Below are 15,339 nucleotides of genomic sequence, written 5' to 3' on the forward strand. Positions count from 1 at the left end.
TCCGCCGGTGAGGTGCCCCGGCTTTCGTGATGGGAGGCAAGCCAGGAGGAGCTCGTGCCGCCCTGGCCCGAGGCTGTGCTGTCGTTTCGGTAGGCCGGTCTGTCGCCGTCTGTGGTGGTCAAGGCTTCGACAGACCGCCCACCCTGAGCTCATAAGCAGCATCACGCCCAACCAGGTGCGCGTCAGGTCGTACAACAGCGACCACGCCATGGCGCTTCAGCCTGCCCGACCGCGGCATGATCACGCCGGGAAACCAGCAGGTCAGGCCCCGAACCGGGATAATGAAGCCCCACACGCTCCCCGACCTCAGTCCGTGCTCTGCGGTAGGCCACCAAGTCCGCCTCGGTCGCCGACAACAGGTCGCAGCCCCGACCGGCCAGGAACTCCCCAAGCCGCCGCACCACATAGGCATAGACCCGCATCGTCTCAGGCTGCTTACGCTCATACGCCAATGCACGCATCCACCCGCACACCGGTTCCACCGGACGCATCGCCCCGTCCAGAGCGACCGGCGTCCCATCCGGCAACGCCAAACGATCAAGGAGGGTCACGGCATCGACGACACCGCATTTCGTCCGGCTCACCGCCGGTCGACTGACGTAGAAGACCTCCCAACCCATTCCCTAGAGATACGACACTCTGACGGAGAGTGGCGCCATTCGACGAAACCGTTAGCGTGGCCACGGCGCCGTCGTCGCCGGTGAGCGCAGCGGCCAGCAGCACGGTCACCAGGGGCACCGGGATCAATGGCGGCAGCCGCAGGATGATGAGGGTTGGGTGCGGGAGCCACCTGGGGACGCCGAGCGCCCGTGACCGGCGCGGAGGATCTACTGTCTGGTTGCCGGGTGCGATGCTGGTCATCTGGTCCTCCCCCTGCTCATGAGCCGACGGCAGGTTCCATTTCTTAGGTATCTGTAAGAGCGCGGTCCCCAGCGACGCGCTAATCCTGCTCTCAGGTTGATCGGGGACAATGAGCGGCAAAAGCATCGACTGGAGGGGGGCGGGCCGGCGTGCGGATCATGATCGCGGATGATGAGAGGGCCATCCGTGAGTCGCTGGAGCGGGTGCTTCAGGTCGAGGGTTACGACACCAGCACCGTCGCCAACGGTCTCGCCGTGCTCGACGGGGTCGGTGGGGCCGGCGGTGACACGCTGGATCTGCTGATCCTCGACGTGATGATGCCCCGCCTCGGCGGGTTGGAGACCTGCCGGCGGTTGCGGGCCGCGGGTCGGGATCTGCCGGTGCTGATGCTGACCGCCCGTGACCAGGTCTCCGACCGGGTCGCGGGGCTGGACGCAGGCGCCGACGACTACCTGCCCAAGCCGTTCGCCACCGAGGAGTTGCTGGCCCGGGTGCGGGCCCTGCTGCGCCGGCGCACGCCGCCCGACGGGGAGTCGCAGGTCCTGTCGTTCGCCGACGTCCGGCTCGATCCCGACAGGTTCGAGGCGTGGCGGGGCGGGCGGCCGCTGCGCCTGACCCGGACCGAGTTCTCCCTCCTGCAGGTCCTCGTGCGCAACGCGACCCGGGTCTTGACCCACGACGCGCTGTTCGAGGCGATCTGGGGCTTCGACATGTGCGCCACCGCCAACAACCTCCAGGTATACGTGAGCTACCTGCGCCGCAAGTTGGAGGCCGAGGGTGAGCCGCGATTGATCTACACGCTGCGCGGCCTGGGATACACGTTGCGGGAGACTCCTCCGTGAGCAGGCCCGCCGGCCGGGAACCGCGCCGGCTGACCCGATGGTGGCGCCGGCGGTCCCTGCGGACCAGGCTGACGGTGATCGCGGCGACGGCCATCGCGGTCAGCGTGTTCGTGGCCTTCCAGGTGGGCATCGAGCTACTGAACTGGGAGCTGGAGGACACCGCCGAGAATCAGCTACGCGCCGACTCCCGCGTCCTGGCGACGAACGCGGAGCGCGCCGGTCTGGCGCAGGTCCAGCTACCGCCGTATCCCGGATCCGGTCAGCTGGTGCGGGTCATCCTGCCCGACGGCTCGACCCGGACGCCGGCCGGCCAACCCGCGCTGCCCCCGGTCAGCGAGCACGCCGGGCGCGTGGCGCAGGGCGCGTCGGCCGACCTGATGGAGTCGAACGACAGCGACGGCTACTTCATCTACACGCTGCGGGCGGGCGACGGCGCGGTCCAGGTGGCCCGCGTCGCCGACGACAGCCCGATCACCCGGTTCGGGTTGGGCATGCTGCTGATCGGGCTGCTCTGCGTGGTCGGCGGCGCCCTTGTCGGGTGGGCCGTGGCGCGGACCGGGCTGGCACCGATCGACCGGCTGACCGCCGCCGCGGTACGTGTCGCGCACACCCGGGATCTCGACGCCGACATCCCGGATGAGGGTGGTGGGGAGATCCGGCGGCTGATTCAGTCGATCAACGACATGCTCGCCGCGCTCCGGGACTCCCGGCGGGCCCAGCGGCTGCTCGCCGAGGACGCCGCCCACGAGCTCAAGACCCCGCTCACCAGCCTGCGCCTCAATGTCGAGTTGCTGATCCGGCTCGATCGGCGCGGCACGCTGGACAGCGCACTGCCGGCGGAGAGCCGGACCCGGCTGCTCAACGATCTCGGCGTCCAGGTGGCCGAGTTGAGCACCCTTGCCGCCGAGCTGACCGACCTGGCGCGCGGTGACGTCAGCGACGAGAGCACCGAGCTGCTCGACCTCGCCGACGTGGTGGTGGCCGCCGCGACCCGGGCGCGTTCCCGCGTGCCCGACATCGAGGTCGCGCTCGACGAGACCTCCGTGTGGGTGAGCGGGCGTCCCGCTGCGCTCCAGCGGGCGGTGCTCAACCTCATCGACAACGCCGGCAAGTGGTCCCCCGCGGACCAGCCGGTCCAGGTCCGGCTCCGTGCCGAGGGCGCGTCGGCGGTGCTCGAGGTCGACGACGCCGGGCCGGGCATCGACGCCGCCGACGTACCGCGGGTGTTCGACCGGTTCTACCGTGCCGACAGTGCCCGGGCGTTGCCGGGATCCGGTCTGGGGCTGTCGATCGTGCAGCGGGTCGTCGACGCCCACGGCGGCCGGGCCACCGTCGCCCGCTCCGCACGCGGTGGCGCGCTGCTTCGTGTCGACCTTCCGGCCGCGGCCCCGCCCGCCCCGACCGCGCGGCTCACCGCCGGGTAGGACACCGCGGTGCGCTGACCCGCCCCGGGGGCGCGGCGCAGGACAAGGGACGACGGCCCTCGGGCATGGCCCCGCGCGGCTCACCGTCGGGGCAGGACACGGTGCGCCGACCCCAGCCCCGGTGCGTGGCGCAGGACCGAAGGGCGGCGGCCGTCGGGCCCCTGAAAAGATCCGGGACGGGCCTGGGTCCCCGTCCCGGATCTCGTCCGTGCCGCCGCGCTCACCGTTGCAGCGTGGGCTCCTCGTCGTCGGCGAGCGACTGTTGACCGTCCGGCAGCTCCGCCGCTGGACGGGACAGCCGGCTCGGCCACCAGATCCGCCGGCCGATCAGCAGGGTGAGGGCGGGCACCAGGACCGACCGCACCAGCAGGGCGTCGAGCAGCACGCCGAAGGCGACCAGGAACCCGACCTCGATCAGCATCACCAGCGGAAGTGTGGTGAGGACCGCGAACGTGGCCGCCAGGACCAGGCCTGCCGAGGTGATGACGCCACCGGTGGCGGAGAGGGCTTTGAGCATGCCCTCTCTGGTGCCGAGACGCACGGTCTCCTCCCGGGCCCGGCTGGTCAGGAAGATGTTGTAGTCGACGCCGAGCGCCACCAGGAACAGGAATGCCAGCAGCGGCACCGAATAGTCGATGCCCTTGAACCCGAGGATCGTGTCGAAGACGAACACGCTGCCGCCGAAGGCTGCGGCGAATGAGACGATCACGGTGGCCATCAGGATCAGCGGGGCCACGATCGCGCGCAGCAGCAGCCCGAGGATGATCAGGACGACGGCGAGCACCAGCGGGATTACCAGCTTCTCGTCGCGGCTGGTGGTCACCTCGGTGTCGAGGTTCTCCGCACTCGGCCCGCCGACGATCGCCTCCGCCCCGCTCACCGCGTGCACGGCGGTGCGCACCCGCTTGATCGTGTCGTACTCTGCGGCGGTTTCCGGCGCGTCCGTCGGGAACGCGGAGATGTTGGCCCAGCCACCGCTGGTCTCCTCCGGGATGGCCAGGGCCACACCGCGAGTGTCCTTGACGATGTCGAGCACCCGCTCCTGGTGCGCCGGCCGCGTCAAGATCGTCATCGGCTGGCCGCCGAGCTCTGGGAAGTGCTGGCTGAGAACGGTGAAGCCGGTGACCGACTCCGGCGCGGACAGGAACTGGTCCTGCTCCCGCAGGGTGCCGGTGTTGCCCGCCAGCCCGATGGCGAGCATGCCGAGGATTCCGAACGAGCCGAGCGTCGCAACCCACCGGCGGCGGTTGATGGCGGTGCCAAGCCGTCCCCACAGCCCCGGCTTCTCCTCCACGGCCGTGCTGAACCGCGGGATGGCCGGCCAGAAGATCCGCCTGCCGAGCACCACGAGCACCGCCGGGAACAGCGTCAGCATGGCCACCAGCGCGCACAGGATGCCGGCCGCACCGATCGGGCCCAACCCGCTGGTGCTGTTCAGGTCCGCGACGAGCAGGCAGAGCAGGCCGGCGACCACGGTTGCCGCGGACGCGACGATGGCCGGCGCCGCGCTGCGTAGCGCGTGGACCATCGCGACCCGGACGTTCTCGTGGTGGTGCAGCGTCTCCCGGTACCGGGAGATGAGCAACAGCGCGTAGTCCGTGCCGACGCCGAATACCAGGATCGTCAGCAGCGCCGAGTTCTGGCTGTTGACCACGATGCCGAAGCCCTTGACGAGCAGGTAGACGGTCGCCATCGCGGTCAGTGCGGCCGCGCCCACGGCCACCAGCGGGATCAACCACAACACCGGGCTGCGGTAGGTGAGGATGAGCAGGAGCGTGACGACGACGACGGTGGTGAGGAGGACCTGCAGGTCGATGCCGTCGAAGACGGCGTCCATGTCACCGTCGATTGCGGCCGGGCCGGTCACGTCGAGTTCCAGGCCGGCGGGGCGGTCCTTCGCGGCGTCACGCAACGGGCCGACGATGGCCTCCGGTTCGCCGTAGGTCGTGCTCACCGGGAGGGTGAACATCATCGCCTTGCCGTCGGTGGAGGATCTCGTCGGTGGGCCCTCGTCCTCGCCGCCGGCCGGGGCCGCCGCCTTCGGCGGGTACCGCTTGGCAAGGGTGTTGTAGTGGCGCTCGACCGTCGCGCGGTCGGCGTCGGTCATGCCGCCGGCGCGGTGGTACACGAAGACGAACGTGTTGTCCTCACCGCCGGGGAGACTGTCCTCCAGCACCGCCACCTTGGTGGACTCGGCACTGGCCGGCAGGGTGTCCGCGGCGCTGTCGGTGGTGACCGAGCTCAACTTTCCGCTCAGCGGCACCATGAACGCCGCCAGCACCATCCACAGGCCGATCACCAACCACGGCACCCACCGACCGGCCAACCGACCGGCCGGCGCTTCCCCGGACGGCGCTGCGTTGACTGCCATCACTGGCCTCCTACATACGGGTTACATCGCTGATCTGATGCCTGCTTCCTACCGAGCGAACCTGAGACGACCGTTAATACGGCGCTCAGGCCGGTTGGCCGAACCAGGTGCCCAGCGCACGCACCAGCGTGGTGGCGTCGAGGTCCTGCCCCGGGCGAATGCGTTCTCAGATCTTGAGATGAGCCGGTAGGCCAGCGGGGGGCACGGCGGGGCGGGTGGCCTGGTTGAGAACGACGAACACGATCCCCGATGATCTTGGATGTCTAAGCCAGTCGATCAAGACAGGGACCGCGTTCGCGTGCCAACTTTCCCGATCGACGCCCTGGTCCGCCACTGCGAGGGCGTCCATCTGCCATGGTCTGCCACCGACCTGCTCGGCCTGCCCGCTTTGGTCGAGGTCCTCGACGGCATTCCCGATCCGCGGCACCGGCGAGGCCGCCGCCACCGGCTCGGCCCCCTGCTGGCGTTATGCCTGCCCACCGTGCTGAGCGGAGATTGAGGTGCCCCGGCTTCTGTGATGGGAGGCAAGCTAGGAGGAGCTCGTGTCGCCATGGCCTGAGGCTGTGCTGTCGTGCTCGGTAGGCCAGTCTGTCGCCCTCCGTGATGGTTGATGCATCCGCTGCAGACCCACCCTGCCCTTATGAGAAGAGCGAGGAGTGCCGGTGGTGTGTACCGGCGATGCGGCTGCGAGGATCCCCCGGGTTGTCGATGGACACCCGGTCCAGCAACTCGATCCCGATCGCGTTGTCGTGCACACTCGCGGCGGTCACCACCACCGCGATCAGCAGGCCCAGCGCATCGGTGGCGATACCGCGCTTGCGGCCCCGGCTCTTCTTCCCGACGTCCAGCCCGGTCGTGGCCGAAGGGACACCGGCCGCGGCGTGCACGGTCTGCGAGTCCATCACCACCGCCGACGGATCCTCGGCCCGTCCCGCGACCTCACGGACCCGGCCGCGCAGCAGATCGTGGATCGTCTGGGTCAGCCCGTCATCGCGCCACCGGGCGAAGTAGTAGTACACCGCCGAACGGGGCGGCAGATCATGCGGCAGGTACTCCCACCCCACAGCAACCCGGCAAAGACCGAGCGTCAACAGGCGGCAACGAAGCCCTCACCAGCCCGCTAACCCACATCGGGGCAATCCCTAACAAACAACCCTCTCAAACCCCACCTGGGCCACATCGAACTGGACCAGCTGCGCGTAGCGCATGTGAATGAGATGTTCGCCGCGATCGAGGCAGACAACGAGCGCATCTTGTGGGCGGCTGGGGAACGTCGGCGGTTGCTTGCTGCGGCCCGGCAGGCATGGCGGTCTGGGGACAAGGCCGCACACCGAGCCGTTCGCGCTGAACTCGCCGGGCTTCCGCCGCACCGCCGGACGGTCGGGGCAGCGACCATGCAGCGCGTTCGCGCGACGCTTCGGTCGGCCTTGGCGGACGCGGTCCGGCAAGGCATGGTCACGGTGAACGTGGCGAAGCTGACCAAACTCAAAACGGGCAAGCGCCCCAAGGCACTGGTGTGGACCAGTGAACGCGTCACCGCGTGGCAGACCGCCTACGAGCGGGAATTGGCGGCAGAGCGGGCCAGCGGCCGTAAGGTCAACGCGTTCAAGGTCTGGGTGTCGCTGCCGCGCCCTTCGCGGGTGATGGTGTGGACACCCGAACAGACCGGGACCTTCCTCGACCATGCCGCAGACCACCCCTTGTACGCGCTGTTGCACCTGATGGCGTTCCGGGGGCTGCGTCGCGGGGAAGCGTGCGGGCTCGCGTGGCCGGACCTGGACTTGGCCGCGGCGTTGCTGACCGTTCGGGAGAACCGTGTGAAGATCACCTACCGGGAGATCGAGGACGGTGAGCCCAAGTCCGACGCGGGCGAAGACACGATCCCGCTTGACTCCGGCACCGTCACCGTGCTCGAAGCCCACCACCGTCGGCAGGACGAGGCCAGGTCCGAGTGGGGCCAGGCGTGGCGGGGCTCGGGAAAGGTGTTCACCCGGGAGGACGGCTCGGCGCTGCATCCCGATCACGTGACCGACGCGTTCGCCCGGCTCGCGCACGGCGCCGGGCTCCCGCCCATTCGCCTGCATGATCTGCGTCATGGCGCCGCGACGCTGATGCTCGCCGGTGGCGCGGACATGAAGCTGGTCCAAGCGCTGCTGCGGCACTCCTCGTTCGCCATCACCGCCGACACCTACACCAGCGTCCTCCCCGAGGTCGCCCGCGAGGCCGCAGAAGCCGCTGCGGCACTGGTGCCAAGGAAGATCCCGGCTCAGGAAGCCCGGCCTTCCGTCCTCCCCGCGTCCTCCCAAGACCAGGGGAAGTAGCCCCTTGTCGCGAGCACGCGACACGTTTCCGCAAGCCACACAGGCGAATGCGTGCGTGGGCCGCCTGGGACTCGGACCCAGAACCTACGGATAAGTCCGAAACTGTCGTATCAGCGCGGTATTCTCGGTGCCATTCGATGCTGACCTGTCCGCATCGAGCCCCATTTCCATGCCGCCCGATGCCGTCGCGTGCCGATTCCTTTCGAAACCGCCGAGCCGACAACGAGCCGACATGGCCGTTGGCAATCTCGTGGCTTCCTTGCGGCGACCTTGCCCGACCTGCGGAGGAATTTTCGCCATGTGCAGCTTCGCGCCGCCGCTGGGACGGTGCTTGCAGGTGACGAGGTGTTCGTTAGCCGTAGTAACGAAGTGCAAGGATCATCTTCTCCAACTCCACGCCGGATCCAGAAGCGGGGTAGGGATCCGCCCAGTGCCGGGAGGCGACGAGCAGCATCCGCGTGCAGCCGTAACTCAGCTCTCGCCGTCGCCCGGCCCGTTGCCGTTGCCGTTGAGGAAGTAGAACAGCGCGAAGAAGAGCAGCACAGTGGCTCCGAACGCTCCGCATCCATACTGGAACGATTGCGGAAGGGAGTTGCCGTCGAGGCGCTGCAGGATGCCGCCGACAAGCGCGGCGATGACACCGAGAAGAACGGCGATCGTCGCGAGCAGGATACGGACGGTACGTGATGCCTGTGACCGAGGCGCGGTCATGATTCTTCCTTCAAGGGGTGGACGGTCGCCAGTAGGCCGTTGACGAGGCCGTCGGCCAGAGCGGCCCGTGCGGTCTCGGCGGCCCTGGCCAAGGCGTGGTGAGCGGTGATCTGCGTGTCGAGGGCGTCGACCGTTAGGCCGATGCGGCGCTGCTCATCGGGTGGCGGCAGCTTCACCGGCAGCATCCCGAGATTCGCGGCGCTGATGGACGGGATGGCGCTGGCCGCCCCGCTGCGCGCCTCGATCCAGTTCTGGACCGTGGGGGAGGAGAGAAGCGCCAGCAGGTAGCCGGGGTCCACGCCGTCGTCAGGGCGCACGCGCATCAGGTTGGTCGATGGCAGCCAACCTTCCTCTGCCGCAGTGACAAGCGCTGTGGGACCGACCGAGCCGGTGCGAACGATGAGAATGTCACCCTGCCGGATCTGGTACTTCTGCAATGTGTGCGCGCTTCTGGCAGAGAGCAGGACGGCATCTTCGGCCGATATGCGGTGGTCTTGCAGATGTGCCGGCATCACCAGAGGGACACCGTTGACCGCGCGTTCGGCCTTTTTGACGAGGCTGTGGGACGGACCTGCCTGGATGCGGCAGAGATCTGCCAATCGCACGTCCCGCCGGTCGCTGACGCGGTCGCGCTTGTCCAGCGTCCGGTGCGCGACGCTGATGTGGGCGACCCGCTCATCGGCTGCCCGGGCCTGTTCCGCCTGGAACTCCAGCGCGGCCGCCGGTCGCGGAACCTGCATCCAGGTCTCACGGACGGGTGAGGGCGGCGTCTCGGGGACGTGGTCCGAGGGGGCGAGTGAATAGCCGTGCTCCGCGATCTCCGCGATCGGGACGGCGGCGGCCCCGCCGCGACCGTCCATCGCGTCGGGGAAGCTCTCGTTCCCGGAACGCCACCGGTGCACGCACTCGACCAGGGCATTGATCTCGTCCCGGGAGAGGACGCGCTGCTTGCCGTCCTTGGTACCGAACCGGCGGGCGTCGATCAGCAGGATGCGCCCGGTGGGTGCCGCCCCCCGGCTGGTGGGGCGCCTGAGAACCCAGATCATCGCCGGAGCGGCGGTTCCGGCGAAGAGTTGGCGGGGCAGGGCGATGACGCACTCCACAGCGCCGTCCTTGATCATCCTGCTCCGGATGTTCAGTTCCCGGGCATCGGTGGACACTGCCGCCCGATTGGGCATCAGCACTCCGGCTCGGCCGCCCGGCGCGAGTGTCACGAGGATGTGCTGGAGCCAGGCGTAGTTGTCGTTGTGCGTTGGCGGAGGTCCATAGGCCCAGTCCTTGTCCGGCTCCTCGTGGCGGCCGTGCCGCCGGCTGTTGAACGGCGGGTTGGACAGGACGAAGTGGGCCTGCGAGGTGGGCGAGGCGCTCGGATGAGGTTGAGGGGCCACACTCAGGTCCGCCTGCGGGATGCCCAGCGCGTGGAGTCTCATCCCCGCGATCTCCAGTAGGTCCCGCGAAGGGCCGGTTCCCGACAACCGCAAGCTTGGGGAGACTTCCATCGCGCCTGCCAGGAACTCCCCACCGCCCAGGAAAGGGTCATGGAAACGCCCGGTGGCATCGCCATCCTTGAGCAGCAGATCGACCATAGTCTCCACGACCGAGCGCGGGGTGAAGAACGCCTCGTCGGTCGGCTTGCTCCAGGTTTGGAAGCGATCGAGCAGCTGGTGGAAGGCGTCCACCCCGAGTTCCTCGCACAGCCGCACGATGTGCGCCACGTCGTCGACGGCCTCGGCGTCGAGGTCGTCCAACCGGACCGCCGGACCCGGTGGCAGGCCTGCCGATTCCAGCGCGCCCGCGACCCGGTGGCCGATCGTCCGCAGCAACTTCTGCGGGGCCCATTGTTCGTCGAGGGCGCGGCGCACATCATCGCGCAGCCGGGACCACGCCGGGCGGTCCCGATGCCGCAACACAATGAGCGAAGAAAGGAGGTGGAGGTAGACGGTCGGGCGCTCGCGTCCTCGGACTCTCACCGAAAGGGGGCCGAAGAGCTCGGTCAGTACCTCTTGGGCGCGTAGGGCGGCTGCGTCGTTCGGGGCGACGGTCATGGCGTAAGTCTCAGCCAAAGACAGTGCAGTGGCAACTGCGCATCATGATGCGCACATTCGCCCTGCTCTCTCAGCACACGATTTCCGGTCGGCTTGGTGTGGACCTGTTGTTCGGTTCGCCGACGGCTGCGCGCGGTGGCATCGTGGGCGGGTGGCGCAGAAAGAACGAGGTGTAACGGGTTCGTTCGGCACGTGGCTGGCGGGGTTGAGCCGGGAAGAGTTGGCTGGCCTGCTGACCGAGCGGCCGGACGCGACGGCCGACCCGGAGCCGTCGACGTTGGGTGAGCTCGCGGAACGGCTGTCCGGCCCGCACGGGGTCATGGCGGCGTTCGCCGCCTGCGATCTGCCGTTGGTGCAGTTCGCGGAGGCGCTCGCGGCCCTCGGCGGCACTGCGCCGAGGTCGGACGCCGAGGCGTTGCTGGGCGCCGCGCCGGACGACTTCGCGAGGGTGCTGGACGCACTCGTCCGGCGCGGCCTCGTATGGCCGGCGGATGGTCTGCTGCATCTCGCGGAGACGTTGGGGGAATGGCCGATCGGGGACGGACCGCTCGGTCTGGGGCCCTCGGCCGCCGTTCTGCTGCCGCACCTGAGAGCCGAGGATCTCCGCCGGATCGTCCGCGGCCTGGGAGTCGAGCCACCGGGCAAGCGCAAGGCCGAGCTGCTGGAGGCGGCTCTCGCGGGCCTGAGTGACGCGGAACGGGTGCGGCGGGTCGTGGCCGCCGCGCCGCAACAGGAGCGGCGCCTGATCGAGAAGGTTGCGCGCGCCGGCCGCGTGGACGACTACCAGGGCATTTACCTGTTCGGCCAGAAAGGCCCGTATGCCTGGGCGCTGGCGCGGGGACTGCTCGTCCAGCCCGACTGGCTGGAGCCGCTCATGCCCGCGGAGGTGGCGCTGGCGCTGCGCGGCCCGTCCTATCAGGCGCCTTTCACACCGGCCGCGCCGTCCGTCGGCACGGCCGCGGCGCCGGAGGCTACGGTGACGGCGGAGTTCGGCGCGGCGTCGGCCCGCGCCGTGGAGCAGATGGAAGCGGTTCTGCGGTCCTGCGCCTCGGAGCCGCCGACCCGCTTGAAGTCCGGTGGCCTCGGCGTCCGGGAGCTGCGGCGGACGGCCAAGCGGACAGGAGGTTCCGAGGACGCCGTCCGGCTCTGGCTGGAGCTGGCCGCGGCCGAGGGGCTGCTGGACTGGCGCGACGGCGCGCTCGTTCCGACGGCCAAAGGCGGTGATCCGCTGCCGGCCGCCGAGCGCTTGGCGTCCATGGTGCGTACCTGGGCGCACATGCCGCGCCTCCCATTGCTGGACGACCCGGAGGAGGGTCGTGGCGCTTCGCTGGACACTCGGGCGTACGATCCGGCGGCGCCCCGGTTGCGCGCCGCGGTGCTCGGAAGCCTCGCGAGCCTGCCCGGAGGACGCGGCGCGACCGGACCCGAGCAACTGGTCGCGGCCGTGACATGGCGGTCCCCGCTCCTGTTCGAGGACGCCGAGCTGGCACCGCCTTACATCGCGGCCGTCTGGCAGGAGGCGGAACTGCTCGGTGTGCTCGCCCATGGCGCGCTCACTGCGACCGGACGCGTACTGGCGGGCGCCGAGGCTCAGACAACGCTGGACGAGGCCGCCGTGGACGCGCTGGAAGCGGCGTGCGGACGGGTACTCCTGCAAGGCGACCTCACGGCCGTGGTCCCCGGGCCGCCCGCGCCGTGGCTGGCCGTGCTCCTGGATCTGGTCGCCGACCGCGAGTCCCGGGGCACCGCCTCGGTCTGGAGGTTCGGCCTGGCCAGCGTGCGGCGCGCCCTGGACGCGGGCCGCTCCGCCGAAGGGATCCGCTCCGACCTGGAGGCGGCGGCGGGCACCGATCTGCCGCAGCCGCTGGCGTACCTGATCGACGATGTCGCCCGCAGGCACGGCGAGGTCACCGTCACCGCGCTCGCCTGCGCGATCTGCTGCTCCCGTCCCGCGCTGCTCGCCGAGATCCTGGCCCATCGAGGGCTGCGCCGGCTGAAGCTCCGGGAACTGGCGCCCACGGTGCTCGCCAGCGCCGAGCCGGTGGACCAGACCCTCATGGCTCTCCGGGCGGCCGGTTACGTACCGGTCGGCGCGGGCGACACTGGCGCACTCTTGATCGAACGCGCACCGGCACGCCCCTCACACCGACCGGCACGCCCCTCACGCCGCGGGAGGCGTCCGGCCGGGAAGCACGAGGCTTCCCGGCCGCGCACGCCGATCGACCTGGCCGACCGGCTGCACGGAACGTCACCGGACCTGCCCGCCGAAACCGACGGCGTCGGGGCCGGCATGGCGGACCTTGCTCCGCACCTGTCGGTTTCCGAACGGCGCATGCTGGTCCACGCAGTGCGGACGGGCACTGCCGTCGGCATCGATTACGTCAACGCCGAGGGCAATCCCACCACCCGTGTGATCGAGAAGATCCGGCTCGACGCCCCCTTCCTCACCGCCTGGTGCCGGCTGCGTGACGACGAGAGGGTCTTCCGCATCGGCCGCGTCCAGGCCGTGACGCCGGCCGTTCTCATGACCTGAGGACCGGTCATCGGCGCATCGCCGCCGAGGCCCGCGATGCGGGGCCGCTTCCGGGGGCCGCGACGCGGGGAGGCTTGCGTGTGATCGAGAAGATCCGGCCCGACGTTCCCTCCTCACCCGCCTGGTGTCGACTGTGCGACCACGAACGGGACTTCCACGCCGGCCGCGTCCGGGCCGTGACCTGAGGATGGTCCGCACATGTTCAGGGGCCGGGACGGCCGGTCTGAGTGTTGTTGGAGGCGCGGACCCGGCGGGGCGGGGTGACGCCCGGAATGACATCAGCACCCAGGTGCTTCTTGAGCAGGTGCTTGAGTTCGGCGCCGTTGATGAGGGTGATGCGGTTGCGCTGTGCGAACTGTTCGCTGGCGCGGCCGAACCATGATGTCGTCACCAGGACCCCGGTGGTCGCGTTGTGGTCTGCCATGACGCCGGTGAGTGCGTGCACGGCTTCTAGACCGACCAGACCGGACCACCTTTTGGCCTGGATCAGGCATACGCCGCCGAAGAACATGTTCTTGCTGGTGGCGACCGCGTCGACGCCGCCGTCTTTGGACGGGATGGTGGTCCATGCCTCGGCGCCCATCGCGACGAACAGTTGGCGGATGAGGTGCTCGAACTCCGTCGGTGACAGTTTGATGAGGTTGGGCCGGGAATCCAGGCCCGAGACCACGTCCATATCCTCGGTGAACCGGAAGCGCTTGAGGTCAAAGGTGATGAACGGCTCGATGGCCTCCAAATCGTAGGGGTTGGGTGAGACCAGTGCGTTGAGCCGTTTCAGGCATGCCGCCGGGTCGACCTTGGCGAGGACCAGGTCTTCGAAGGTGGCGCGTTCGGCCTCCACGCTGAGCAGGTGGAGCCGTACCGTCTTGCCGGTGGCGGCGTCGATGGTGGTGAGTCGCCCGTTGAAGACGACCGCCTCCACCACCGCGGGCGGTGTCGCGCTGAAAATCTCGTGCAGGGTTCGTAGCGTGATCTGGGCGATGAGCTGCGCGTACCGCTTCTTCGTCTCGGTGATGGGTCGAGGAAGTGGATCGATGGCATCCCGTGTCTTGACGTACTTGTAGCGGCGGATGTCCGGGATCGTGGTGTTGGGAGGAAATTCGAAGTCCACCACGACGTCGCGGTTCTCCGGCCGGTAGGCGACCTGGACACGTCGAGGGAAGTCATCCGGGTATCGGGAGGCTTGTAGCACCTGATCGACGAACCACTCGACCGCCTCAGGCTCTCCAGCGTCCAGACCGGCCCGGCGCCGGCTCAACTTGGCGTTCGCGGCCTCTGCTTGCGCTTTCAGTGCCCGCAGATGGCTGGTGTACTCGGCTCGGGCCCGATCGAGGGCGCTGAGTCGCTGCGACTCGCGTTGCTCGTGGGCGGCGAGATCTTCCTCGTATTGCCGCCGCGCTTCGGTGAGTGCTCGCTCGTGGCGGGCGCCACCACCGAAGAGCCGTCCCACTGGACCTGGCGGTACGGGCGGATAGTCGCCCCATTCGGGAGCCTGCTCCGCCGTTGCGAGGCGACCGGAGTCGAAGGGCGGGATGCGCGGCGTGACCGACAGGTCCTCAATGCGCAACGGCTTCTTCGAGAGAGCATCGGTCAGGATCGAGTCGAACAGCCCGAGGCGGTGATCGATCTCGGATGTCTTGCGTTCGGCCAGTTCTTGCTGGGCCGCGATATGCTGCTCCTTGCGGCGTTTTTCGGCTTCCTTCTCCTGCCGGGCTCGTTCTCGCTCCGCGCGCTCGGCCTCGCGCCGCATCGCCACCTGCCGTCGTTCCCACTCCGAACGGCCGCCCCCACGCTGCGCCACGGTCACGACCTCCTGTCAGATCCTGACGAACGCCCCTTGTCCACTGTAAGTTGCCGACTTCCGCAATGGAAGGGATGAACTGCGCCCCGCCCACGCGGAGAACCCCAGGCCCCGGTGTAGGGGCCTTCCGGGTTCGGGGGAAAGCCGAGCACGGTCGTCGGCCGCAAGCACGTCAGTGCAGACCGTGAGCTCGCGCGCGCACTCGGCCCTGAAACGCCGGCAGGTAACGGGCGCGGGCCCGCGGACCAGGGCTGACCGTTCTGAGCAGGCGCACGCAGACCTCCTCGCCCCGGCCTCGCACCCGGCAGGGCGCAATCATGTGGCGTCGTATCCCTGCTTTCAGCTACCAAACGACGGAAACGGCGCCGAGGTTCAAGCGGCAGAACAAGGGAAATGGGTTCGTTCCCGGCGTTATGGGCGGACGCTGAAG

At 69.2% G+C, this 15,339-nt stretch carries 10 protein-coding genes; 5 read left to right on the forward strand and 5 right to left on the reverse strand.

Annotation, left to right across the window (positions count from 1 at the left end; translation table 11 throughout):
• The first annotated feature begins 1,019 nt into the window (after nucleotides 1-1,019).
• Nucleotides 1,020-1,703, forward strand: a complete 684-nt coding sequence (locus ACTWPP_RS29765) for a response regulator transcription factor (RefSeq protein ID WP_443107683.1) — start codon at nucleotides 1,020-1,022, stop codon at nucleotides 1,701-1,703.
• Nucleotides 1,700-3,127 (forward strand): HAMP domain-containing sensor histidine kinase, encoded by a 1,428-nt coding sequence (locus ACTWPP_RS29770; protein ID WP_443107684.1) that lies wholly within the window; start codon nucleotides 1,700-1,702, stop codon nucleotides 3,125-3,127. Before ACTWPP_RS29765 ends, ACTWPP_RS29770 begins: the two co-directional genes overlap by 4 nt.
• Nucleotides 3,128-3,347: 220 nt before the next feature.
• Here the strand turns inward: ACTWPP_RS29770 and ACTWPP_RS29775 are convergent, their stop codons facing one another.
• Entirely contained in the window at nucleotides 3,348-5,438 is a 2,091-nt protein-coding gene (locus tag ACTWPP_RS29775) for an MMPL family transporter (RefSeq protein ID WP_443107685.1), read from the reverse strand.
• A 358-nt stretch (nucleotides 5,439-5,796) separates the two neighbouring features.
• Between ACTWPP_RS29775 and ACTWPP_RS29780 the strand changes: the two genes are divergently transcribed.
• Nucleotides 5,797-5,997: a hypothetical protein gene (locus ACTWPP_RS29780; RefSeq protein ID WP_443107686.1), complete on the forward strand. Its 201-nt coding sequence runs from the start codon at nucleotides 5,797-5,799 to the stop codon at nucleotides 5,995-5,997.
• 139 nt (nucleotides 5,998-6,136) lie between these two features.
• On the opposite strand, the gene ACTWPP_RS29785 is transcribed toward ACTWPP_RS29780, so the two are convergent.
• Nucleotides 6,137-6,562, reverse strand: a complete 426-nt coding sequence (locus ACTWPP_RS29785) for a transposase (RefSeq protein WP_443107687.1) — start codon at nucleotides 6,560-6,562, stop codon at nucleotides 6,137-6,139.
• Nucleotides 6,563-6,715: 153 nt separating this feature from the next.
• On the opposite strand from ACTWPP_RS29785, the gene ACTWPP_RS29790 reads away from it, so the two are divergent.
• Nucleotides 6,716-7,819: a site-specific integrase gene (locus tag ACTWPP_RS29790; RefSeq protein ID WP_443107688.1), complete on the forward strand. Its 1,104-nt coding sequence runs from the start codon at nucleotides 6,716-6,718 to the stop codon at nucleotides 7,817-7,819.
• Nucleotides 7,820-8,290: 471 nt separating this feature from the next.
• Here ACTWPP_RS29790 and ACTWPP_RS29795 read toward each other — a convergent pair whose 3' ends face one another.
• Together ACTWPP_RS29795 and ACTWPP_RS29800 are read right to left on the reverse strand one after the other, a co-directional pair.
• Nucleotides 8,291-8,530: a hypothetical protein gene (locus ACTWPP_RS29795; protein ID WP_443107689.1), complete on the reverse strand. Its 240-nt coding sequence runs from the start codon at nucleotides 8,528-8,530 to the stop codon at nucleotides 8,291-8,293.
• A complete protein-coding gene (locus tag ACTWPP_RS29800) occupies nucleotides 8,527-10,575 on the reverse strand; it encodes an N-6 DNA methylase (protein WP_443107690.1) in 2,049 nt (682 codons plus the stop codon). The genes ACTWPP_RS29795 and ACTWPP_RS29800 overlap by 4 nt, the downstream gene beginning before the upstream one ends.
• A 151-nt stretch (nucleotides 10,576-10,726) precedes the next feature.
• Between ACTWPP_RS29800 and ACTWPP_RS29805 the strand changes: the two genes are divergently transcribed.
• Nucleotides 10,727-13,108 (forward strand): helicase C-terminal domain-containing protein, encoded by a 2,382-nt coding sequence (locus ACTWPP_RS29805; protein WP_443107691.1) that lies wholly within the window; start codon nucleotides 10,727-10,729, stop codon nucleotides 13,106-13,108.
• Between the two features lie 202 nt (nucleotides 13,109-13,310).
• Here ACTWPP_RS29805 and ACTWPP_RS29810 read toward each other — a convergent pair whose 3' ends face one another.
• Nucleotides 13,311-14,915, reverse strand: coding sequence for a restriction endonuclease (locus tag ACTWPP_RS29810; protein WP_443107692.1), 1,605 nt, complete (start codon nucleotides 14,913-14,915; stop codon nucleotides 13,311-13,313).
• Nucleotides 14,916-15,339: the final 424 nt, after the last annotated feature.

The sequence above is a fragment of the Actinomadura sp. 3N407 genome, assembly GCF_052245875.1.
Classification (GTDB): domain Bacteria; phylum Actinomycetota; class Actinomycetes; order Streptosporangiales; family Streptosporangiaceae; genus Spirillospora.